19 protein-coding genes are annotated in these 22,580 nt (G+C 71.4%); 16 read left to right on the forward strand and 3 right to left on the reverse strand.

Features of this window, described 5'->3' with window-relative positions:
* Positions 1–154: 154 nt before the first annotated feature.
* A complete protein-coding gene (locus ABZV94_RS16170) occupies positions 155–2,737 on the forward strand; it encodes a bifunctional (p)ppGpp synthetase/guanosine-3',5'-bis(diphosphate) 3'-pyrophosphohydrolase (protein ID WP_356340904.1) in 2,583 nt (860 codons plus the stop codon).
* A 79-nt stretch (positions 2,738–2,816) separates the two neighbouring features.
* On the opposite strand, the gene ABZV94_RS16175 is transcribed toward ABZV94_RS16170, so the two are convergent.
* On the reverse strand, positions 2,817–4,046 hold the full coding sequence (locus ABZV94_RS16175) for a DUF349 domain-containing protein (protein ID WP_356340906.1): 1,230 nt from the start codon (positions 4,044–4,046) through the stop codon (positions 2,817–2,819).
* 177 nt (positions 4,047–4,223) lie between these two features.
* Positions 4,224–5,048: a peptidylprolyl isomerase gene (locus ABZV94_RS16180; RefSeq protein WP_356340907.1), complete on the reverse strand. Its 825-nt coding sequence runs from the start codon at positions 5,046–5,048 to the stop codon at positions 4,224–4,226.
* A gap of 169 nt (positions 5,049–5,217) precedes the next feature.
* Between ABZV94_RS16180 and ABZV94_RS16185 the strand changes: the two genes are divergently transcribed.
* From ABZV94_RS16185 to rpsD, 5 genes are all read left to right on the forward strand, one after another.
* Positions 5,218–5,934 (forward strand): MBL fold metallo-hydrolase, encoded by a 717-nt coding sequence (locus tag ABZV94_RS16185; RefSeq protein WP_356340909.1) that lies wholly within the window; start codon positions 5,218–5,220, stop codon positions 5,932–5,934.
* 13 nt (positions 5,935–5,947) lie between these two features.
* A complete protein-coding gene (gene hisS / locus ABZV94_RS16190) occupies positions 5,948–7,210 on the forward strand; it encodes a histidine--tRNA ligase (RefSeq protein WP_356340910.1) in 1,263 nt (420 codons plus the stop codon).
* 219 nt (positions 7,211–7,429) lie between these two features.
* Entirely contained in the window at positions 7,430–8,086 is a 657-nt protein-coding gene (locus tag ABZV94_RS16195) for a vitamin K epoxide reductase family protein (protein ID WP_356340911.1), read from the forward strand.
* 43 nt (positions 8,087–8,129) lie between these two features.
* Positions 8,130–9,485 carry a replication-associated recombination protein A gene (locus ABZV94_RS16200; protein WP_356340913.1) on the forward strand — a complete coding sequence of 452 codons (1,356 nt, stop codon included), beginning with the start codon at positions 8,130–8,132 and terminating at the stop codon, positions 9,483–9,485.
* A 306-nt stretch (positions 9,486–9,791) separates the two neighbouring features.
* On the forward strand, positions 9,792–10,406 hold the full coding sequence (rpsD, locus tag ABZV94_RS16205; RefSeq protein WP_228618885.1) for a 30S ribosomal protein S4: 615 nt from the start codon (positions 9,792–9,794) through the stop codon (positions 10,404–10,406).
* Between the two features lie 21 nt (positions 10,407–10,427).
* Here rpsD and ABZV94_RS16210 read toward each other — a convergent pair whose 3' ends face one another.
* Positions 10,428–12,599 (reverse strand): regulator, encoded by a 2,172-nt coding sequence (locus tag ABZV94_RS16210; protein WP_356340914.1) that lies wholly within the window; start codon positions 12,597–12,599, stop codon positions 10,428–10,430.
* Positions 12,600–12,761: 162 nt separating this feature from the next.
* Between ABZV94_RS16210 and ABZV94_RS16215 the strand changes: the two genes are divergently transcribed.
* The 10 genes from ABZV94_RS16215 to ABZV94_RS16260 form a co-directional block, all read left to right on the forward strand.
* A complete protein-coding gene (locus ABZV94_RS16215) occupies positions 12,762–13,190 on the forward strand; it encodes a DUF948 domain-containing protein (protein ID WP_014671537.1) in 429 nt (142 codons plus the stop codon).
* Positions 13,191–13,206: 16 nt separating this feature from the next.
* Positions 13,207–13,554, forward strand: coding sequence for a hypothetical protein (locus ABZV94_RS16220; protein ID WP_356340915.1), 348 nt, complete (start codon positions 13,207–13,209; stop codon positions 13,552–13,554).
* The gene (alaS, locus tag ABZV94_RS16225; protein ID WP_356340917.1) at positions 13,554–16,226 is read left to right on the forward strand and encodes an alanine--tRNA ligase; all 2,673 of its coding nucleotides are present in this window, start codon (positions 13,554–13,556) and stop codon (positions 16,224–16,226) included. Before ABZV94_RS16220 ends, alaS begins: the two co-directional genes overlap by 1 nt.
* 13 nt (positions 16,227–16,239) lie before the next feature.
* Positions 16,240–16,704 (forward strand): Holliday junction resolvase RuvX, encoded by a 465-nt coding sequence (ruvX, locus tag ABZV94_RS16230; protein WP_171158151.1) that lies wholly within the window; start codon positions 16,240–16,242, stop codon positions 16,702–16,704.
* A 121-nt stretch (positions 16,705–16,825) separates the two neighbouring features.
* Positions 16,826–18,502, forward strand: a complete 1,677-nt coding sequence (gene mltG, locus ABZV94_RS16235; protein ID WP_356340918.1) for an endolytic transglycosylase MltG — start codon at positions 16,826–16,828, stop codon at positions 18,500–18,502.
* Complete coding sequence (locus tag ABZV94_RS16240; protein ID WP_356340919.1) at positions 18,502–19,329, forward strand: shikimate dehydrogenase; 828 nt, start codon at positions 18,502–18,504, stop codon at positions 19,327–19,329. Before mltG ends, ABZV94_RS16240 begins: the two co-directional genes overlap by 1 nt.
* Before the next feature lie 165 nt (positions 19,330–19,494).
* Entirely contained in the window at positions 19,495–20,679 is a 1,185-nt protein-coding gene (gene aroC, locus ABZV94_RS16245) for a chorismate synthase (RefSeq protein ID WP_356340920.1), read from the forward strand.
* Between the two features lie 32 nt (positions 20,680–20,711).
* The gene (locus tag ABZV94_RS16250) at positions 20,712–21,194 is read left to right on the forward strand and encodes a shikimate kinase (RefSeq protein WP_356340923.1); all 483 of its coding nucleotides are present in this window, start codon (positions 20,712–20,714) and stop codon (positions 21,192–21,194) included.
* Positions 21,191–22,282, forward strand: coding sequence for a 3-dehydroquinate synthase (gene aroB, locus ABZV94_RS16255; protein ID WP_356340921.1), 1,092 nt, complete (start codon positions 21,191–21,193; stop codon positions 22,280–22,282). The genes ABZV94_RS16250 and aroB overlap by 4 nt, the downstream gene beginning before the upstream one ends.
* Positions 22,283–22,446: 164 nt before the next feature.
* A partial coding sequence (locus tag ABZV94_RS16260; RefSeq protein ID WP_356340924.1) for a Pro-rich N-terminal domain-containing protein occupies positions 22,447–22,580 on the forward strand: 134 nt, incomplete at its 3' end.

Here is a 22,580-nt window from a genome sequence, read left to right on the forward strand (position 1 = left end):
CCGAGGTCACCTGCCGGAATCCCCCGGCGGCCCCCCGCGTTGCACGGATAGACGGTCCTCACAGCCGCCTCCAGGCGATGAGTGGGCGCAGGATCGCTACCATGGGGTTTCCGGAGCCTGACCGGGGGACCCGGATCGCGCACGAGGAGCCCTCTTGCCAGACGAGGCCCAGCCACTGACCGCCGCCAAGCCCGAGCCCGCCTCGGCGCCCGCGGCGAAGCCCGCGCCGAACGCTTCCCACGTGAAGAACGACACCCGCGGGACGGTCGAGCACGCCCAGGCGGCGCCGGTCGAGAAGAGCGCCGAGTCGTCGCGCCCCAAGCCGTCTCCCACGCTCGGCTCCGCCCGCGCCGGGGGACCACCCTCTCCCGAGCGCCCGGCGCAGCCGCCCGTGGTCCGCCAGCCGGCCACGCCGCCCACCCGCACCGGATCCTCCAACCGCGTCCGGGCCCGCCTCGCCCGCCTCGGTGTCCAGCGCGCGAACCCGTACAACCCGGTCCTGGAGCCGCTGCTGCGGATAGTGCGCAGCAACGACCCCAAGATCGAGAACTCCACGCTGCGCCAGATCGAGCGCGCCTACCAGGTCGCCGAGCGCTGGCACCGCGGCCAGAAGCGCAAGAGCGGCGACCCGTACATCACGCACCCGCTCGCCGTCACGACCATCCTCGCCGAGCTGGGCATGGACCCGGCCACCCTGATGGCCGGGCTGCTGCACGACACCGTCGAGGACACCGAGTACGGCCTGGAGGACCTGCGCCGCGACTTCGGCGACGTGGTGGCCCTGCTCGTCGACGGCGTCACCAAGCTGGACAAGGTCAAGTTCGGCGAGGCCGCGCAGGCCGAGACCGTGCGCAAGATGGTCGTCGCCATGGCCAAGGACCCCCGCGTCCTGGTCATCAAGCTCGCCGACCGCCTGCACAACATGCGCACCATGCGCTACCTCAAGCGCGAGAAGCAGGAGAAGAAGGCGCGCGAGACGCTGGAGATCTACGCGCCGCTCGCCCACCGCCTCGGCATGAACACCATCAAGTGGGAGCTGGAGGACCTCGCGTTCGCGATCCTCTACCCCAAGATGTACGACGAGATCGTACGGCTGGTGGCCGAGCGGGCGCCGAAGCGTGACGAGTACCTGGCCATAGTGACCGACGAGGTGCAGGCCGACCTGCGCGCCGCCCGCATCAAGGCGACCGTCACGGGCCGCCCGAAGCACTACTACAGCGTCTACCAGAAGATGATCGTACGAGGCCGCGACTTCGCGGAGATCTACGACCTGGTGGGCATCCGCGTCCTCGTCGACACGGTCCGCGACTGCTACGCCGCCCTCGGCACGGTGCACGCGCGATGGAACCCGGTCCCCGGCCGGTTCAAGGACTACATCGCCATGCCCAAGTTCAACATGTACCAGTCGTTGCACACGACGGTCATCGGGCCCAACGGCAAGCCGGTCGAGCTGCAGATCCGCACCTTCGACATGCACCGCCGCGCCGAGTACGGCATCGCCGCGCACTGGAAGTACAAGCAGGAGGCCGTCGCGGGCGCCTCCAAGATCCGCACCGACGCGCCGAAGCCTTCCGGCAAGGCCGGCAAGGACGCGGCCGCCATCAACGACATGGCGTGGCTGCGGCAGTTGCTGGACTGGCAGAAGGAGACCGAGGACCCCAGCGAGTTCCTGGAGTCCCTGCGCTTCGACCTGTCCCGCAACGAGGTCTTCGTCTTCACCCCCAAGGGCGACGTCATCGCGCTGCCGGCGGGTGCCACCCCGGTGGACTTCGCGTACGCCGTCCACACCGAGGTCGGCCACCGCACCATAGGGGCGCGCGTCAACGGGCGGCTCGTCCCCCTCGAGTCGACCCTGGACAACGGCGACCTGGTGGAGGTCTTCACCTCCAAGGCGCCCGGCGCCGGCCCGTCCCGGGACTGGCTCGGCTTCGTCAAGTCGCCCCGGGCGCGCAACAAGATCCGTGCCTGGTTCTCCAAGGAGCGCCGGGACGAGGCGATCGAGCAGGGCAAGGACGCCATCGTGCGGGCCATGCGCAAGCAGAACCTGCCGATCCAGCGGATCCTCACCGGCGACTCGCTCGTCACGCTCGCGCACGAGATGCGCTACTCGGACATCTCCGCGCTGTACGCGGCGATCGGCGAGGGCCACGTCTCCGCGCAGAACATCGTGCAGAAGCTCGTCCAGGCCCTCGGCGGCGAGGAGGCGGCCACCGAGGAGATCGACGAGACGGTCCCGCCGTCCCGCACCCGGGGCCGCAAGCGCCGCTCCAGCGCCGATCCGGGCGTCGTCGTCAAGGGCGTCGAGGACGTGTGGGTCAAGCTGGCCCGCTGCTGCACGCCGGTGCCCGGCGACCCGATCATCGGTTTCGTCACGCGCGGCAGCGGCGTATCGGTTCACCGCAGCGACTGCGTCAACGTCGACTCCCTGTCCCGTGAGCCGGAGCGCATCCTGGACGTCGAGTGGGCGCCCACCCAGTCCTCGGTGTTCCTGGTCGCCATCCAGGTCGAGGCGCTGGACCGCTCCCGGCTGCTCTCCGACGTGACCCGGGTCCTGTCCGACCAGCACGTCAACATCCTGTCGGCGGCCGTCCAGACGTCCCGCGACCGCGTGGCCACCTCCCGCTTCACCTTCGAGATGGGCGACCCGAAGCACCTCGGCCACGTCCTCAAGGCCGTCCGGGGCGTGGAGGGCGTGTACGACGTCTACCGCGTGACGTCGGGCCGCAGCCGCTCGTAGCGGGGCTCCGCGCGCACCCCGCACAAGGAAAGGGCCCCGTACGCTCGTACGGGGCCCTTCGCGGTGCGTGACGGGGAGATCAGCCGCCGAACTCCTGCAGGCCCTTCAGAGCCTGGTCCAGGAGCGCCTGGCGGCCCTCCAGCTCCTTCTCCAGCTTGTCGGCCTTGGCGGTGTTGCCCTGGGCGCGCGCCTGCTCGATCTGCGCCCTCAGCTTGTCCACGGCGGCCTGGAGCTGACCGGTCAGACCCTCGGCACGCGCGCGTGCCTCCGGGTTCGTCCGGCGCCACTCGGCCTCCTCGGCCTCCTGGATCGCCCGCTCGACGGCGTGCATCCGGCCCTCGACCTTCGGCCGCGCGTCCCGCGGGACGTGACCGATGGCCTCCCAGCGCTCGTTGATCGAGCGGAAGGCGGCCCGCGCGGCCTTCAGGTCGCTGATCGGCAGGAGCTTCTCGGCCTCCTCGGCCAGCTCCTCCTTGAGCTTGAGGTTCTCCGACTGCTCGGCGTCCCGCTCGGCGAAGACCGAGCTGCGGGCGGCGAAGAAGACGTCCTGGGCGCCGCGGAAGCGGTTCCACAGGTCGTCCTCGTGCTCGCGCTGGGCGCGGCCCGCGGCCTTCCACTCCGCCATCAGCTCGCGGTACCGGGCGGCCGTAGGACCCCAGTCCGTCGAGTCCGACAGCGCCTCGGCCTCGGCGACCAGCCGCTCCTTGGTCCGGCGGGCCTCCTCGCGCTGCGCGTCCAGCTGCGCGAAGTGCGCCTTGCGGCGCTTGGAGAACGCCGACCGCGCGTGCGAGAAGCGGTGCCACAGCTCGTCGTCGGACTTGCGGTCCAGGCGCGGCAGCCCCTTCCAGGTGTCCACCAGCGCCCGCAGCCGCTCTCCGGCGGCCCGCCACTGGTCGGACTGCGCCAGCTGCTCGGCCTCGGCGACCAGGTCCTCCTTGGCCTTGCGGGCCTCGTCGGACTGGCGGGCCCGCTGCTGCTTGCGCTCCTCGCGGCGCGCCTCGACGGTCTCGACCAGCTTGTCCAGCCGCACCCGCAGCGCGTCCAGGTCGCCGACCGCGTGGTGCGCGTCCACCTGCTCGCGCAGGTGGTCGATGGCGGCCTGGGCGTCCTTCGCCGACAGGTCGGTGGTCCGCACTCGCTTTTCGAGGAGGCCGATCTCGACAACCAGGCCCTCGTACTTGCGCTCGAAGTAGGCCAGCGCCTCCTCGGGGGAGCCGGCCTGCCAGGAACCGACGACCTTCTCGCCGTCGGCCGTACGCACGTACACGGTCCCCGTCTCGTCGACGCGGCCCCACGGGTCGCTGCTCACAGCGCCTCCTCCACATGATGCCTGCGGGGGGCCTCAGCACCCCCGGGCATCGTCCACAGTTTCGTCACGGCCAACATAGGCGACCAGCGGGTTGCCTGTCCGCATCCAGCGCGACCGAAATTCGGCAGTCGGCCGTTCCCGGCCCCCGTTGACCTCAGGACTTGACGACGGCCGGCCTCAGGACTTGGTGACGGTCGCCTTGTCGATCACGACCGTCGCGTTCGGCGCACCGTCGCCGGCGCCCGTGCTCTCGCCGGCCGCGGCGATCTTGTCGAGCACCTTCATGCCCGCCGCGTCGATCGTGCCGAAGGGGGTGTAACTGGGCGGCAGCGGGCTGTCCTTGTAGACGAGGAAGAACTGGCTGCCGCCGGTGTGCTTCTGGCCGGTGTTGGCCATCGCCACCGTGCCCGCCGGGTAGGTGTTGTTCTTCAGGCTCTTGTCCTTGAGGTTCTCGTCCGGGAGCGTGTAGCCCGGACCGCCCATGCCGGTGCCCTGCGGGTCGCCGCACTGCAGGACGTAGATGCCCTGGGTGGTCAGGCGGTGGCACTTGGTGTGGTCGAAGTAGCCCTTGCCCGCGAGGAAGTCGAACGAGTTCACCGTGTGCGGGGCCGCCGACGTCTTCAGCGCGATGCCGATGTCACCGCACGTCGTCGCGAGCTTCAGCGTGTACTTCGCCGACGTGTCGATCGTCATCGCCGGCTCCTTCTTCCAGCTCAGCTTCTCCGCCTTGCCGGGCGCCGGCTTCCGGCACGGGTCCGGAGCCTTGCTGGTCGGCGTCGCGCTCGGGGTGACCTCGGCGCTCGCGTTCTCCTTCTTGCCGCCGTCGTCCTTCAGCACCCCGGTCGTGTACAGCGCGACGCTGCCGATCACGACCACGCCCAGGACCGACGCGATCACGGAGTTGCGCAGGCGGGCCTTGCGCCGCGCCTGGGTGCGCCGCTGCTGCTGCCGCAAGAACTTCTCCCGGGCGAGCTGACGCCGCCGCTGCTCCTGGCTGACCACCGGGTTCTCTCCTCATGCGTGTCGTGTGTCGGGCGGTACGCGTGCGTCCTCGTGATCCGACCGCTGCGTGTAGCCCCGTACCGTATATGGGTTCGCTGAGGAAACGGCAGCGCCGGTAGGCTCTGACTGCAGCGGAAGCCGCCTGTAATCGACACAACGAAGGACGATCGTGCTCATTGCCGGGTTCCCCGCCGGGGCCTGGGGGACGAACTGTTATCTCGTCGCCCCCGCCGCCGGTGAGGAGTGCGTGATCATCGACCCCGGCCACCAGGCCGCCGAAGGCGTCGAGGAAGCACTGAAGAAGCATCGGCTCAAGCCCGTCGCCGTCGTCCTCACCCACGGCCACATCGACCATGTCGCCTCGGTCGTCCCCGTGTGCGGGGCCCACGACGTCCCGGCCTGGATCCACCCCGAGGACCGCTACATGCTGAGCGACCCCGAGAAGGCGCTCGGCCGCTCCATCGGCATGCCGCTGATGGGCGAGCTGACCGTGGGGGAGCCGGACGACGTCAGGGAGCTGACGAACGGCACCACCTTCCAACTGGCGGGCCTGGAGTTCTCCGTCGCGCACGCGCCGGGCCATACCAAGGGGTCGGTGACCTTCCGGATGCCCGAGACCGCCGACATCCCGTCGGTGTTCTTCTCCGGGGATCTGCTGTTCGCCGGCTCCATCGGACGCACCGATCTGCCGGGCGGATCCATGGCGGACATGCTCGAGTCGCTGGCGCGCGTGTGCCTGCCGCTCGACGACTCCACCGTGGTGCTGTCCGGCCACGGCCCCCAGACGACCATCGGCCAGGAGCGCGCCACCAACCCCTATCTGCGGGAGGTGGCCGCGGGCCGCCAGGAGCGCGGCGCCGCCGAGGCTCCCCGACGAGGAATGTGACGAGAGACCTTCCGTGAGCACCTTCAAGGCCCCCAAGGGCACGTACGACCTGATCCCGCCGGACTCGGCGAAGTACCTGGCGGTCCGTGAGGCGATCGCCGCTCCGCTGCGCCACTCCGGCTACGGCTACATCGAGACCCCCGGCTTCGAGAACGTCGAGCTCTTCGCGCGCGGTGTCGGCGAGTCCACCGACATCGTGACCAAGGAGATGTACGCCTTCGAGACCAAGGGCGGCGACAGGCTCGCGCTGCGCCCCGAGGGCACCGCGTCCGTGCTGCGCGCGGCCCTGGAGGCCAACCTGCACAAGTCGGGCAACCTCCCGGTCAAGCTCTGGTACTCCGGCTCCTACTACCGCTACGAGCGCCCCCAGAAGGGCCGTTACCGGCACTTCTCCCAGGTCGGTGCCGAGGCGATCGGAGCCGAGGACCCGGCGCTGGACGCCGAGCTGATCATCCTGGCCGACCAGGCCTACCGCTCGCTCGGCCTGAGGAACTTCCGCATCCTGCTGAACAGCCTGGGCGACAAGGAGTGCCGCCCGGTGTACCGGACGGCGCTGCAGGAGTTCCTGCGCGGCCTGGACCTGGACGAGGACACGCGCCGCCGCGTCGACATCAACCCGCTCCGGGTCCTCGACGACAAGCGCGAGTCGGTCCAGAAGCAGCTGACCGGCGCCCCGCTGCTGCGCGACTACCTGTGCGACGCGTGCAAGGCGTACCACGAGGAGGTCCGTGAGCTGATCACCGCCGCGGGCGTCTCCTTCGAGGACGACCCGAAGCTCGTGCGCGGCCTGGACTACTACACCCGCACCACCTTCGAGTTCGTGCACGACGGTCTCGGCTCGCAGTCCGCGGTGGGCGGCGGCGGCCGGTACGACGGCCTGTCCGAGATGATCGGCGGCCCCGCGCTGCCGTCCGTCGGGTGGGCCCTCGGGGTCGACCGCACGGTGCTCGCGCTGGAGGCCGAGGGCGTGGAACCGGACGTCCCGGCGTCGACCAGCGTCTACGCCGTCCCGCTCGGCGAGGAGGCCCGCCGGGTGCTGTTCGCCAAGATCACCGAGTTGCGCAAGGTGGGCATCGCGGCGGACTTCGCGTACGGCGGCAAGGGCCTGAAGGGCGCCATGAAGAACGCCAACCGCTCGGGCGCCCGCTACGCGATCGTCGCCGGTGAGCGCGACCTCGCCGAGGGCGTCGTCCAGCTCAAGGACATGGAGTCCGGCGAGCAGGCGGCGATCGGCGTGAACGAGATCGTGGCGGAGCTGGAAGCGCGGCTCGGCTAGCGGCACACGCGCGCGTGGGCGCCGGACACCCTCCCCGAGGGGGCCGTCCGGCGCCTTCGTCGTACGGGCCCCCGACGCGGCCGGCCTGTCCGGAACCGAACAGGCGGTACCCGTCGCACGTACATCCTTATGCGGAGCGAACGGTGCGCACACAGGCGTGTGCGGCACAATGACCCGTGCCCGAAGATGGTCCCAGTCTCGAGTGACGGAATCGGCGTGATGAGCAAGACGACAGTCAAAGACGTCTCCACGGAGCCCGGCCCGGAGCGCGCCGCCGACGCCCCGCGCGCGGTGGGCGGCAGCCGCGCCTTCGCCATCCTGCTGGTGATCACCGGCGCGGCCGGACTGCTGGCCGCCTGGGTCATCACGATCGACAAGTTCAAGCTGCTGGAAGCCAAGGTCGCCGGCAAGACGTTCACCCCCGGGTGCAGCCTCAACCCCGTCGTCTCCTGCGGCAGCGTCATGGAGAGCAAGCAGGCCGCCGCCTTCGGCTTCCCCAACCCGATGCTCGGCCTGGTCGCCTACGGCATCGTCATCTGCGTCGGCATGAGCCTGCTGGCCCGCGCCCGGTTCCCGCGCTGGTACTGGCTGACCTTCAACTTCGGCACGCTCTTCGGGGTGGCGTTCTGCACCTGGCTGCAGTTCCAGTCCCTGTACCGGATCAACGCGCTGTGCCTGTGGTGCTCGCTGGCCTGGGTCGCCACGATCACCATGTTCTGGTACGTCACCTCGTTCAACGTCCGCAACGACTTCCTGCCGTCCCCGCGCTGGCTGAAGTCCTTCTTCGGCGAGTTCACCTGGGTGCTGCCGGTCGTGCACGTCGGCGTCATCGGCATGCTGGTCCTCACCCGCTGGTGGGACTTCTGGACCAGCTGACGGTCCCGGCCGGATTGTCAGTGCGGTGTTCTAGGGTTTCAGCGTGGAACCCGACCTCTTCACCGCAGCAGCAGAAGAACGCCAGGAGAAGGATCCGGCAGCCAGCCCCCTGGCGGTGCGCATGCGCCCGCGCACGCTCGACGAGGTCGTGGGCCAGCAGCATCTGCTCGGGCCCGGCTCCCCGCTGCGCCGGCTGGTCGGCGAGGGCAACGGCGGTCCCGCCGGCCCGTCCTCGGTGATCCTGTGGGGCCCGCCCGGCACCGGCAAGACCACCCTGGCCTACGTCGTCTCCAAGGCGACGAACAAGCGGTTCGTGGAGCTGTCCGCGATCACCGCGGGCGTCAAGGAGGTCCGCGCGGTCATCGACGGCGCCCGCCGTGCCACCGGCGCCTTCGGCAAGGAGACCGTCCTCTTCCTGGACGAGATCCACCGCTTCAGCAAGGCCCAGCAGGACTCCCTGCTCCCGGCCGTGGAGAACCGCTGGGTGACCCTGATCGCGGCCACCACGGAGAACCCGTACTTCTCGGTGATCTCCCCGCTGCTGTCCCGCTCCCTCCTGCTCACGCTCGAACCGCTCACCGACGACGACATCCGCTCGCTGCTCCGCCGCGCGCTGAGCGACGAACGCGGCCTCAAGGACGCCGTCGCCCTCCCCGCGGACACCGAGGAGCATCTGCTCCGCATCGCCGGCGGCGACGCCCGCCGCGCCCTGACCGCGCTGGAGGCCGCCGCCGGGGCCGCCCTGGACCAGGGCGAGAGCGAGATCGGCCTGCGGACGCTGGAGCAGACGGTCGACCGGGCCGCCGTGAAGTACGACCGCGACGGCGACCAGCACTACGACGTCGCCAGCGCGCTCATCAAGTCCATCCGCGGCTCCGACGTGGACGCGGCCCTGCACTACCTGGCCCGCATGATCGAGGCCGGCGAGGACCCCCGGTTCATCGCCCGCCGCCTGATGATCTCCGCCAGCGAGGACATCGGCCTCGCCGACCCGAACGCCCTGCCCATCGCCGTGGCCGCCGCCCAGGCCGTCGCCATGATCGGCTTCCCGGAGGCCGCGCTCACCCTCAGCCACGCCACGATCGCCCTGGCCCTCGCCCCCAAGTCCAACGCCGCGACGACCGCGATCGGCGCCGCCCTGGAGGACGTACGGGCGGGCCTGGCCGGCCCGGTGCCGCCGCATCTGCGCGACGGGCACTACAAGGGCGCGGCCAAGCTGGGCCACGCCCAGGGGTACGTGTACCCGCACGACCTGCCCGAGGGCATCGCCGAGCAGCAGTACGCACCGGACGCCCTGAAGGACCGCGAGTACTACACGCCGAGCCGGCACGGAGCCGAGGCCCGCTACGCGGACGCCGTGGAGTGGACCCGCAAGCGCCTCGGTCGCAGGCGGTCCTGAGCACCCTGTAGACTGCTCCGAAGTGCTGAGTCCCGTGCTGTCAGAGCGGGACAACCAGCCGGAGGCCCGGTCCCGCGCGGACCGGCTCCAGGAGCGTCGCGCACCGTCGAACGGTGTCGCGGGCAGCCCACCACCACCCGGAGCCCCGGGAACGGTCGGTGGGCCACTCGCGTGCTGCACGTATGTGCCCAGACCAGGGAAGCGGCTGCCCGGCAGGTCCCCTGCGGACCCGGCGGGTTTTCCCGGCTGCGGATGCGACCTCCCTGAACACTGACGAGCCGAACACTACGAAAGAGACGAAAGACAGTGGCGAACCAGTCCCGCCCCAAGGTCAAGAAGTCGCGTGCCCTCGGTATCGCGCTGACCCCGAAGGCCGTCAAGTACTTCGAGGCCCGCCCCTACCCGCCGGGTGAGCACGGCCGCGGCCGCAAGCAGAACTCGGACTACAAGGTCCGTCTGCTCGAGAAGCAGCGCCTGCGCGCTCAGTACGACATCTCCGAGCGCCAGCTGGTCCGCGCCTACGAGCGTGCGTCCAAGGTCCAGGGCAAGACCGGCGAGGCCCTGATCGTGGAGCTGGAGCGCCGCCTCGACGCGCTGGTCCTGCGTTCGGGCATCGCCCGCACGATCTACCAGGCCCGCCAGATGGTCGTCCACGGCCACATCCAGGTCAACGGCCAGAAGGTCGACAAGCCGTCCTTCCGCGTCCGCCCGGACGACGTCGTGCAGGTCCGCGACCGCTCCAAGGACAAGACGCTCTTCCAGATCGCCCGTGAGGGCGGCTTCGCCCCCGAGGGCGAGACCCCGCGCTACCTCCAGGTGAACCTCAAGGCCCTGGCGTTCCGCCTGGACCGCGAGCCGAACCGCAAGGAAGTTCCGGTCATCTGCGACGAGCAGCTCGTCGTCGAGTACTACGCCCGCTGACCCCGGTCACGGCGTAGGTCCTCAGCCCGCCGTCTCCCCGCCCTTCCGGGTGGGCGAGGCGGCGGGTTCGCGCTGTCCGGGGCGCGAGGGCGGGACCGGCCCCCGGGGCGCGGGCAGCGCCGGCAGCGGCCGTCCGTCCTTCCGCAGCGCCCGCGCCACCGCCGTCTCCCGGTCCAGCCGCGCCCCCCGGCGCACCCACTCCTCGTACCGCTCGTCGCCGAGCGCCTCCCGGGCCGCGGCCTCGCACCGCTCGTGCGGGGCGTTGTAGTAGGCCGAGCCGAACAGCGGCAGCCCGACCGAGGGCCACATCCGCCCGGCCGCGCCCTGGAGCACCGCCGCCTCCACCGGATCGCCCTGCGTGACCGTCACCAGGGCCAGCAGCTCGATCGACAGCACCGTGCCCAGCAGGTCGCGGAAGCCGTGCGCGTTGTCCAGGCAGTCCGCCAGCAGCTCCCGGGCGCGGGCCGCGTCGCCGCCCTGCCAGGCCGCGTACGCCAGCACGTACAGGGCGTACGACCGGGCCCAGCGCTCCCCGTGGTCGTCGCAGATCCGGCGCACGTCCTCGCACAATCGCACCGCGTCCGGCAGATCGCCCTGGAACGCCCGTGTCATCGCCAGCTCCACCTGGCCCATCAGGACGTTGCTGTTCAGCTCGCCGATCTCCTGGTAGCGGTCCAGCGCCGACCGCAGCAGCGTTTCTGCGCGGGCCATGTCATCCGTCACCAGGGCCAGACAGCCGGTGCGGTGCTCGGCGTACGCCACCGCCGTCGCGTCGGCCGACCGCTCCGCCTGCTCCCGGCACATCCGCAGCGCCTGGAGCGCGGGCACGGTGTCGCCCTGGAGGATCGACACATAGCCGAGCACCCACAGCGCCTTCAGCCGGGAGCGCTCGTACTCCGAGTCCAGCTCCAGGCTGCGCTCCAGCCACCGCCGCCCCTCCGCGAGCCGGCCGCACCCCACCCAGCAGAACCACAGCGAGCCCGCCAGGTGCTGGCCGAGATGCGCCTCCTCCGGCTCGGTCAGGCAGAACTCCAGCGCGGTCCGCAGATTCGGCAGCTCCGCCTCGACCCGCGCGGCCACCTCCCGCTGCCGGGGCGAGAACCAGTCCAGCTCGCACATGGTGGCGAGGCCCAGGTACCAGTCCCGGTGCCGTCTGCGCAGCCGGCCCGCGTCCCCGGTCGCCTCCAGCCACTCGGCGCCGTAGGCGCGGACGGTGTCCAGCATCCGGTAGCGCGGGCCCGCCGGTGTCTCCTCGCGGGAGACGACCGACTGGGCGAGCAGTTCCGACAGCACGTCCAGCAGGTCCTCGGCGGCCAGCCCGTCCCCGCTGCACACGTACTCGGCCGCCTCCAGGTCGAAGGAGTGCGCGAACACCGACAGCCGTGCCCACAGCAGCCGTTCGGCCGGCGAGCACAGCTCATGGCTCCAGCCGATCGCCGTGCGCAGCGTCTGGTGCCGGGGCAGCACGTCCCGGCCGCCACCGGTCAGCAGCCGGAACCGGTCGTCGAGACGCTGCAGCAACTGCGCCGGGGACAGCGCCCGCAGCCGCCCGGCCGCCAGCTCCAGCGCCAGCGGGATCCCCTCCAGCCGCTGGCACAGCTCCCGCACCTCGGCGCCGTCGGCCACCGGCACGCCCTGCACCCGGGCCCGGTCCGTGAACAGCTCCACCGCCTCGTCCTCACCGAGCGGCGCCAGCGGGAACAGCCGCTCGCCCGCGAGGCCCAGCGGACGCCGGCCCACGGCCAGCACCCGCAGCTCCGGCAGCTTGCGCAGCAGCTCCGCCGCCAGATCGGCACAGGCGGCCACCAGGTGCTCGAACCCGTCCAGCACCAACAGCGCCCGCCGCCCGGCCAGATGCTCCAGCAGCGTGTCCCGGGGCAGGCGCGTGGTGTGGTCGGTCAGCCCGAGCGCCTCCGCGACCGCGTACTCCACGAACTGCGGGTCCCGCACCGCCGCCAGCTCCACCCGCCCCCAGCCCGGGCCGCCCGCCGGGGCACCGGACGCCCAGCGCGCCGCCGCCCGCGCCGCCAGCCGGGACTTGCCGACCCCGCCCACCCCGGTCACGGTCACCAGCCGTGCCTGACCGAGCGCCGTCGTCAGCTCGGCCAGCTCGGCCGAGCGCCCCACGAAGGCGGTGAGTTCGAGGGGCGGATCGCCGTCCGCCCAGGAGCCGGGGCTGTGAGGACCTCGCATGGGACACGGAGCGTACTGAACCGTGTTCACTCCGTACAATCGCTTCCCGCAACTCCACCGCCCGCGCCCGGTAATCCGGTACGGAGCCTCCGCCCCGGCGCGATAGGCTCGGGGCACGACTTTTCCGATGCTCAGGCACGTTTCAGGGAGCGGGTGCGCACAGTGTCCGGTGGTGAGGTGGCCGGGATCCTGGTGGCCGTCTTCTGGGCGATCCTGGTCTCCTTCCTCGCGGTCGCACTGGCGAGGCTGGCCCAGACGCTCAAGGCGACCACCAAGCTCGTGGCGGACGTGACCGACCAGGCGGTCCCGCTGCTCGCCGACGCCTCCCAGGCGGTGCGCTCCGCGCAGACGCAGATCGACCGGGTCGACGCGATCGCCTCCGACGTCCAGGAGGTCACGTCGAACGCCTCCGCGCTGTCCACCACCGTCGCCTCCACCTTCGGCGGCCCGCTGGTCAAGGTCGCGGCCTTCGGCTACGGCGTCCGCCGGGCGCTCGGCGGACGCAAGGAGGAGGACGTGCCTGGGAAGTCGCCCCGGCGTACCGTGATCGTGGGCCGGACGGTCCCCGCCGCACGACGCAAGCGGAAGTAAGGACTGAGACCGAGCGATGTTCCGCCGTACGTTCTGGTTCACCACAGGTGTCGCCGCCGGTGTGTGGGCCACCACCAAGGTCAACCGCAAGCTGAAGCAGCTCACCCCGGAGAGCCTGGCCGCCACCGCGGCGAACAAGGCCCTGGAGACCGGTCAGCGGCTGAAGGACCGCGCGGTCGGCTTCGCGCTCGACGTCCGCGACAACATGGCCCAGCGGGAGGCAGAGCTGGAGGAGGCACTGGGCATCCAGGACAGCCCCGAGCTCCCCGCGCCCCGGCGGCTCGCCGCCATCGAGAACAACCGCAGCAACCCGCAGTACGTCGAGAACACGGCGTACTCGTACAACCGGAATGAGGACCACTGATGGAGTCGGCCGAGATTCGCCGCCGCTGGCTGAGCTTCTTCGAGGAGCGCGGGCACACCGTCGTCCCTTCGGCGTCGCTCATCGCGGACGACCCGACTCTGCTCCTCGTCCCCGCCGGCATGGTGCCCTTCAAGCCCTACTTCCTGGGTGAGGTCAAGCCGCCGTTCCCGCGCGCCACCAGCGTGCAGAAGTGCGTGCGCACGCCCGACATCGAAGAGGTCGGCAAGACCACGCGCCACGGCACCTTCTTCCAGATGTGCGGCAACTTCTCCTTCGGCGACTACTTCAAGGAAGGCGCCATCAAGCTCGCCTGGGAGCTGCTCACCACGCCCCAGGACAAGGGCGGTTACGGCCTCGACCCCGAGCGCCTGTGGATCACCGTCTACCAGGACGACGACGAGGCCGAGCAGATCTGGCACGAGGTCGTCGGCGTACCCAAGGAGCGCATCCAGCGCCTGGGCATGAAGGACAACTTCTGGTCCATGGGCGTCCCGGGCCCCTGCGGCCCCTGCTCCGAGATCAACTACGACCGCGGCCCCGAGTTCGGCGTCGAGGGCGGCCCCGCCGTCAACGACGAGCGGTACGTGGAGATCTGGAACCTCGTCTTCATGCAGTACGAGCGCGGCGAGGGCACCGGCAAGGACAACTTCGAGATCCTCGGGGACCTGCCGAGCAAGAACATCGACACGGGCCTCGGCCTGGAGCGGCTCGCCATGATTCTGCAGGGCGTGCAGAACATGTACGAGATCGACACCTCCATGGCCGTCATCGAGAGGGCCACCGAGCTGACCGGTGTCCACTACGGCGACTCGCACTCCTCGGACGTGTCCCTCCGCGTGGTCACCGACCACATGCGCACCGCCACCATGCTCATCGGCGACGGTGTCACCCCCGGCAACGAGGGCCGCGGCTACGTGCTGCGCCGCATCATGCGCCGCGCCATCCGCAACATGCGCCTGCTCGGCGCCACCGGCCCGGTCGTCAAGGACCTCATCGACGTCGTCATCCGCATGATGGGCCAGCAGTACCCGGAGCTGATCACCGACCGCGAGCGCATCGAGAAGGTCGCCGTCGCCGAGGAGAACGCCTTCCTCAAGACGCTGAAGGCCGGCACCAACATCCTCGACACCGCCGTCACCGAGACCAAGGCCGCCGGCTCCGCCGTCCTGCCCGGCGACAAGGCCTTCCTGCTCCACGACACCTGGGGCTTCCCGATCGACCTCACCCTGGAGATGGCCGCCGAACAGGGCCTCTCCGTGGACGAGGAGGGCTTCCGCCGCCTGATGAAGGAGCAGCGGGAGCGGGCCAAGGCCGACGCCCAGGCCAAGAAGACCGGCCACGCCGACCTCGGCGCCTACCGCGAGATCGCCGACGCCGCCGGCGAGACCGACTTCATCGGCTACACCGACACCGAGGGCGAGTCCACGATCGTCGGCATCCTGGTCGACGGCGTCTCCTCCCCGGCGGCCACCGAGGGCGACGAGGTCGAGATCGTCCTGGACCGCACCCCGTTCTACGCCGAGGGCGGCGGCCAGATCGGCGACACCGGCCGGATCAGGGTCGACTCCGGTGCCGTCATCGAGGTCCGCGACTGCCAGAAGCCGGTCCCGGGCGTGTACGTCCACAAGGGCGTCGTCCAGGTCGGCGAGGTGACCGTCGGCGCCAAGGCCCACGCCGCCATCGACGCCCGCCGCCGTACGGCCATCGCCCGCGCCCACTCGGCCACCCACCTCACCCACCAGGCCCTGCGCGACGCCCTCGGCCCGACGGCCGCCCAGGCGGGTTCCGAGAACCAGCCCGGCCGCTTCCGCTTCGACTTCGGATCCCCGTCCGCCGTGCCGACGGCCGTGATGACCGACGTCGAGCAGAAGATCAACGAGGTGCTCGCCCGCGACCTCGACGTGCGCGCCGAGATCATGGGCATCGACGAGGCCAAGAAGCAGGGCGCCATCGCCGAGTTCGGCGAGAAGTACGGCGACCGCGTCCGTGTCGTGACGATCGGCGACTTCTCCAAGGAGCTGTGCGGCGGCACGCACGTGCACAACACCGCCCAGCTGGGCCTGGTGAAGCTGCTCGGCGAGTCGTCCATCGGCTCCGGTGTGCGCCGCATCGAGGCCCTGGTCGGCGTGGACGCCTACAACTTCCTCGCCCGCGAGCACACGGTCGTCAACCAGCTGACCGAGCTGCTCAAGGGCCGCCCGGAGGAGCTGCCGGAGAAGGTCTCCGCCATGCTCGGCAAGCTGAAGGACGCCGAGAAGGAGATCGAGAAGTTCCGCGCCGAGAAGGTGCTCCAGGCCGCCGCCGGTCTCGCCGAGTCCGCCAAGGACGTGCGGGGCGTCGCCCTGGTCACCGGCCAGGTCCCGGACGGCACCACGCCGGACGACCTGCGCAAGCTGGTCCTGGACGTGCGCGGCCGGATCCAGGGCGGCCGGGCCGCCGTGGTCGCCCTGTTCACGGTCAGCAACGGCAAGCCGCTGACGGTCGTCGCCACCAACGAGGCCGCCCGCGAGCGCGGTCTCAAGGCCGGTGACCTGGTCCGTACGGCCGCCAAGACGCTCGGCGGCGGCGGTGGCGGCAAGCCGGACGTCGCCCAGGGCGGCGGCCAGAACCCGGCCGCCGTCGGCGAGGCCGTCGAGGCGGTCGAGCGCCTGGTCGCCGAGACCGCCAAGTAGGAACGGCCGAGACATGCGCAGAGGACGTCGGCTCGCGATCGACGTCGGGGACGCCCGGATCGGGGTCGCCTCGTGCGACCCCGACGGGATCCTCGCCACCCCGGTGGAGACCGTTCCCGGGCGGGACGTCCCCGCCGCCCACCGCCGGCTGCGGCAGCTGGTGGAGGAGTACGAACCGATCGAGGTCGTCGTCGGCCTCCCGCGCTCCCTCAAGGGGGGCGAGGGGCCGGCCGCGGTCAAGGTCCGCGCCTTCGCCCAGGAGCTGGCCAGGGGCATCAAGCCGGTGCCGGTGCGGCTGGTGGACGAGCGGATGACGACCGTGACGGCCAGTCAGGGACTGCGCGCCTCGGGCGTGCGGTCGAAGAAGGGCCGCGCGGTCATCGACCAGGCCGCCGCCGTCATCATTTTGCAGCAGGCCCTGGAATCCGAACGGGTGTCAGGTGAACCACCCGGCGAAGGCGTCGAAGTGGTCATCTGATCGCGATACGGTAACGTTCCGCGCGATGCTCCGGTGTTCGAACAGCCGGGGCACAGCAAGAGGCGGAGCGGAAGCCGGCCCCCGGCCGCGTGACCGTCGGCCTCGCGGCTCTAGGGGATCGATGACTGAGTATGGCCGGGGCCAGGGCTCCGAACCGTGGCATCCGCAGGACCCGTTGTACGGGGACGGCGGATGGGAAGGGCAGCAGGCGCACGTCGGCCGGCAGTCCGGCTACGGCGGCCAGCCGCAGCAGCACTACCCGCAGCCGCACCAGCCGCAGTACGGGGCCTGGAGTCACGAGCAGCAGTCCGGCTACGACGGACAGCAGTACCCGTACCACGAGGGACAGTCCCAGCCCGCGTACGACCAGCAGTTCGTCGGTCAGAGCCAGCAGCACTTCCACCAGGGCGCGTGGGACGGGACGGGCACCCACGGCCCGGTCCCCTACGCCGCCGACCCCGGTGATCCGCACAACCAGCAGCCCGTGGCGTACGGCGAGCAGCCGGACCTCTACGGCACCGAGGACGCCTACCCGCCGCCGGTGCCGCCCGGCCGCCGGCGTCCCGAGCCGGAACCGCAGCCGGAGCCCGGGGCCGACGAGGAGGAGCACGCCTTCTTCCCGGGGGGCGGCGCCGACGGCGACGCCGGCGAGGAGGAGCACGAGCTCCAGAGCCGGCGCGAGAGGCGCGGCAAGGGCCGCAAGCCCGTCAAGAGCAGGAAAGGGCGCACCGGCTGCGCCTGCATGGTGGTCGTCCTGGTGTTCGGCGGAGGCCTCGGCGGTGTCGGGTACTTCGGCTACAAGTTCTACCAAAATCGTTTCGGCGCGGCCCCGGACTACGCGGGCAGCGGCAACGGCCAGCACGTCACGGTCACCATCAACAAGGGCGACGGCGGCTGGGCCATCGGTCAGAAGCTGAAGGACGCGGGCGTGGTCGAGAGCGCGGCCGCGTTCGTCTCCGCGCTGCAGGCGAACCCCAAGGGCAAGGCGCTCCAGGACGGCGTCTACACGATGGAGAAGGAGATGTCCGCCGCGAGCGCGGTGGAACTGATGCTCAGCCCGAAGAGCCGCAGCAACCTGATCATCGCCGAGGGCCGGCGCAACGTGGAGATCTACGGCCTGATCGACAAGCGTCTGGAGGTGCCGGCGGGCACCACGGCGCGTGTCGCGAAGAAGGAGTACAAGCACCTCGGCCTGCCCTCCTGGGCGCTGAACCACCCGAACCTCAAGGACCCGCTGGAAGGCTTCCTCTACCCCTCCAGCTACGGGGTCACCAAGGGTCAGAAGCCCGAGGCCGTGCTCAAGAACATGGTCGCGCAGGCCACCGCCAAGTACCAGGAACTCGGCCTGGAGAAGAAGGCACAGACCCTCGGCCTCGACGGTCCGTGGCAGCTGCTCACCGTGGCGAGCCTGGTGCAGGCCGAGGGGACGAGCCACGACGACTTCCGCAAGATGGCCGAGGTCGTCTACAACCGCCTGGAGCCCGGCAACCCGCAGACCGCCGGGCGGCTGGAGTTCGACTCCACCTACAACTACGTGAAGAACCAGAGCAAGCTGGACCTCAGCATCACCGAGCTGCGCAGGTACGACAACCCGTACAACACGTACTTCTCCAAGGGCCTGCCGCCGGGCCCCATCGACAACCCCGGCGAGGACGCGCTCAGGGGCGCGCTCAACCCGACCGACGACGGCTGGTACTACTTCATCTCGATGGACGGCAAGACCAGCAAGTTCACCAGGACGCTGGAGGAGCACAACAAGCTGGTCGAGGAGTGGAACGCGTCGAGGAAGAAGAACTGATGACAGTGACCCGCCGAGCCGCCGTGCTCGGCTCGCCGATCGCCCACTCCCTCTCACCGGTGCTGCACCGGGCCGCGTACGACGAACTCGGTCTCACCGACTGGTCGTACGAGCGCTTCGAGGTCGGCGAGGCCGAACTGCCCGGCTTCCTCGACGGGCTCGGGCCGGAGTGGGCGGGGCTGTCGCTGACCATGCCGCTCAAGCGGGCGGTCATCCCGCTGCTGGACGAGATCAGCGACACGGCCGCGTCCGTCGACGCGGTCAACACGCTCGTCTTCACCGAGGACGGCCGCCGGCTCGGCGACAACACCGACATCCCGGGCATGGTGGCCGCCCTGCGCGAGCACGGCATCGAACAGGTCGGCTCCGCCGCCGTTCTCGGCGCCGGCGCCACCGCCTCCTCCGCGCTCGCCGCGCTGTCCCGGGTCTGCACCGGGGAGGTCGTCGCCTACGTCCGCAGCGAGGCCCGCGCCGCCGAGATGCGGCGGTGGGGCGAGCGGCTGGACGTGGACGTGCGCACGGCGGACTGGGCGGACGCGGCCGAGGCCCTGCGCGCCCCGCTGGTGATCGCCACCACGCCGGCCGGTACCACCGACGCCCTCGCCGTCGCCGTCCCCGAACGCCCCGCCACCCTCTTCGACGTGCTCTACGACCCCTGGCCCACCGAGCTGGCGGCCCGCTGGTCCATGTTCGGCGGTGCCGTGGTCAGCGGCCTCGACCTGCTGGTCCACCAGGCCGTCCTCCAGGTCGAGCGGTTCACCGGCCGCTCCCCGGCCCCGCTGGAGGCCATGCGCCACGCCGGCGAGAAGGCGCTCGCCGCCCGCTGAACCGCCACCGTCGCGTCCGCCTGCTGGACCGGCGACCGGACACCGGCCCCGGACATGGGAGGATCGGAGGTGGCGCACCGGGGTCGCGCACCCGGCAGCGCCGTCGCCGTACGCGAGGACGCGTGTACGCCGGGCAGTACCGGGCGCGAGCACTGAGGAGCACCGTTGAGCAGGCTGCGTTGGCTGACCGCGGGGGAGTCCCACGGTCCCGCACTTGTCGCGACGCTGGAGGGTCTTCCCGCCGGCGTGCCGATCACCACGGAGATGGTGGCGGACCACCTGGCGCGGCGGCGGCTCGGCTATGGCCGCGGTGCCCGGATGAAGTTCGAGCGGGACGAGGTCACGTTCCTCGGCGGAGTCCGGCACGGACTGACCCTGGGCTCCCCGGTGGCGATCATGGTGGGCAACACCGAATGGCCGAAGTGGGAGCAGGTCATGGCCGCCGACCCGGTCGACCCCGAGGTGCTGGCGGGCCTGGCCCGCAACGCCCCGCTGACCCGCCCCCGCCCCGGCCACGCCGACCTGGCGGGCATGCAGAAGTACGGCTTCGACGAGGCCCGCCCCATTCTGGAGCGCGCCTCGGCCCGCGAGACGGCGGCCCGGGTGGCGCTGGGCGCGGTCGCCCGGTCGTACCTGAAGGAGACGACCGGCATCGAGATCGTCTCCCACGTGGTCGAGCTGTGCTCCGTGAAGGCCCCGAAGGGCGTCTACCCCACCCCGGCCGACGTCGAGAAGCTCGACGCCGACCCGCTGCGCTGCCTGGACGCGGACACCTCGAAGGCGATGGTCGCCGAGGTCGACCAGGCCCACAAGGACGGCGACACCCTGGGCGGCGTGGTCGAGGTGCTGGCCTACGGGGTCCCGGTCGGCCTCGGCTCGCACGTGCACTGGGACCGCAAGCTGGACGCCCGCCTCGCCGGCGCGCTCATGGGCATCCAGGCGATCAAGGGCGTCGAGATCGGCGACGGCTTCGAACTGGCCCGCGTGCCCGGATCCCAGGCCCACGACGAGATCGTGGGCACGCCGGAGGGCATCCGGCGCGTCTCCGGCCGTGCGGGCGGCACCGAGGGCGGCCTCAGCACGGGTGAGCTGCTGCGGGTGCGCGCCGCGATGAAGCCGATCGCCACCGTGCCGCGCGCGCTGCGGACGGTGGACGTCACCACCGGCGAGCCCGCCCAGGCCCACCACCAGCGCTCCGACGTCTCCGCCGTCCCGGCGGCCGGCATCGTCGCCGAGGCCATGGTGGCGCTCGTCCTCGCGGACGCGGTCGCCGAGAAGTTCGGCGGTGACTCCGTCGCGGAGACCCGCCGCAACGTCCGGTCGTACCTCGACAACCTGGCCATCCGGTGAGCGGCGTGCCGGCGGTCGTCCTGGTCGGGCCGATGGGCGTGGGCAAGTCCACCGTCGGCCGGCTGCTCGCCGAACGCCTCGGCGTCGGCTACCGGGACACCGACGACGACATCGTGGCGGCCGAGGGCCGCACCATCGCCGAGATCTTCGTGGACGAGGGCGAGGCCGCCTTCCGAGCTCTGGAGAAGGCCGCCGTGCGGGCCGCGCTGGCCGAGCACCGGGGCGTCGTCGCGCTGGGCGGCGGGGCCGTCCTGGACGCGGACACGCGCGCGTCGCTGGCCGGGCAGCGGGTGCTCTACCTCTCCATGGAGGTCGAGGAGGCCGTCAAGCGCACCGGTCTGAACGTGGCCCGCCCGCTGCTCGCGGTCAACCCGCGCAAGCAGTGGCGGGAGCTGATGGAGGCGCGCCGGCACCTGTACGAGGAGGTCGCCACCGCCGTCGTCGCGACGGACGGCCGCACCCCCGAAGAGGTCGCGCAGGCGGCGCTGGACGCACTGGAGTTGAAGCAGGTATGAGCGAGGCAGTCACCCGGATCCAGGTCGCCGGCACCGCGGGCACCGACTCCTACGAGGTGCTGGTGGGCCGGCAGCTCCTGGGCGAGCTGGCCGGGCTGATCGGCACGCGGGCCAAGCGGGTCGCCGTGATCCACCCGGAGGCGCTGGACGAGACCGGGGAGGCGCTGCGCGCCGACCTGGCCGGGCAGGGCTACGAGGCCGTGGCGATCCAGGTGCCCAACGCGGAGGAGGCCAAGACCGCCGAGGTCGCCGCCTACTGCTGGAAGGCGCTGGGCCAGTGCGGCTTCACCCGCACCGACGTGATCGTCGGCGTCGGCGGCGGCGCCACCACCGACCTGGCCGGATTCGTCGCCGCGACCTGGCTGCGCGGGGTGCGCTGGATCGCCGTCCCGACGACCGTGCTGGCCATGGTCGACGCGGCGGTCGGCGGCAAGACCGGTATCAACACCGCCGAGGGCAAGAACCTGGTCGGTGCCTTCCACCCGCCGGCCGGTGTGCTGTGCGACCTGGCCGCGCTGGACTCCCTCCCGGTGCACGACTACGTCTCCGGACTGGCCGAGATCATCAAGGCGGGGTTCATCGCCGACCCGGTGATCCTGGACCTGATCGAGGCCGACCCGCAGGCCGCCCGCACCCCGGCGGGCCCGCACACGGCCGAGCTGATCGAGCGGTCGATCCGGGTCAAGGCGGAGGTGGTCTCCTCGGACCTGAAGGAATCGGGCCGGCGGGAGATCCTCAACTACGGCCACACGCTCGGCCACGCCATCGAGAAGAACGAGCGGTACAAGTGGCGGCACGGGGCCGCGGTCGCGGTCGGCATGCACTTCGCCGCCGAACTGGGCCGCCTCGCGGGCCGCTTGGACGACGCGACGGCCGACCGCCACCGCAGCATCCTCGAATCCGTCGGGCTGCCGCTGCACTACCGCTACGACCAGTGGCCCAAGCTGCTGGAGGCGATGAAGGTCGACAAGAAGTCCCGCGGCGACCTGCTGCGCTTCATCGTCCTGGACGGGCTGGCCAAGCCGGCCGTCCTGGAAGGCCCGGACCCGGCCGTCCTCCTCGCCGCCTACGGCGAGGTCGGCCAGTAGGCCCCGGACTCGCTCCCGCGTCCGATTTCCTTCGCCCGCCGGGCACTTCGGACCGTCCCCGGCCGTTTCACCAAACGACGGCCGGGGACGGTACCGTTCGGTAGCGAGCGGGGCACGCCCCTGCCGCCAGCGTCAGATGTGTGTACGAGACGGAGTGGCAACGGATGCAGCACGCAGTGGGGTCTCCGCTGCCGCCGCCCCACCAGCCGGGGCAGGGCCCGCACGCCGGCTGGGCGCCGGCCGCACACCACCCGGGCCCGCACCCGGGAGTCTCCCAGGGGTCCGCCCCCGTTCCGCC

Origin of the sequence: Streptomyces sp. NPDC004658 (genome assembly GCF_040609555.1) — a bacterium.
In the GTDB taxonomy this organism is placed as follows: domain Bacteria; phylum Actinomycetota; class Actinomycetes; order Streptomycetales; family Streptomycetaceae; genus Streptomyces.

Bases quoted from the DNA above. Each gene is read 5' to 3' on its own strand.
- mltG (WP_356340918.1), top strand. From the start codon at position 16,826: ATGACTGAGTATGGCCGGGGCCAGGGCTCCGAACCGTGGCATCCGCAG.
- ABZV94_RS16195 (WP_356340911.1), top strand. From the start codon at position 7,430: ATGAGCAAGACGACAGTCAAAGACGTCTCCACGGAGCCCGGCCCGGAG.
- alaS (WP_356340917.1), top strand. From the start codon at position 13,554: ATGGAGTCGGCCGAGATTCGCCGCCGCTGGCTGAGCTTCTTCGAGGAG.
- ABZV94_RS16210 (WP_356340914.1), bottom strand. From the start codon at position 12,599: ATGCGAGGTCCTCACAGCCCCGGCTCCTGGGCGGACGGCGATCCGCCC.
- ABZV94_RS16250 (WP_356340923.1), top strand. From the start codon at position 20,712: ATGGGCGTGGGCAAGTCCACCGTCGGCCGGCTGCTCGCCGAACGCCTC.
- ABZV94_RS16240 (WP_356340919.1), top strand. From the start codon at position 18,502: ATGACAGTGACCCGCCGAGCCGCCGTGCTCGGCTCGCCGATCGCCCAC.
- ABZV94_RS16220 (WP_356340915.1), top strand. From the start codon at position 13,207: ATGTTCCGCCGTACGTTCTGGTTCACCACAGGTGTCGCCGCCGGTGTG.
- aroB (WP_356340921.1), top strand. From the start codon at position 21,191: ATGAGCGAGGCAGTCACCCGGATCCAGGTCGCCGGCACCGCGGGCACC.
- ruvX (WP_171158151.1), top strand. From the start codon at position 16,240: ATGCGCAGAGGACGTCGGCTCGCGATCGACGTCGGGGACGCCCGGATC.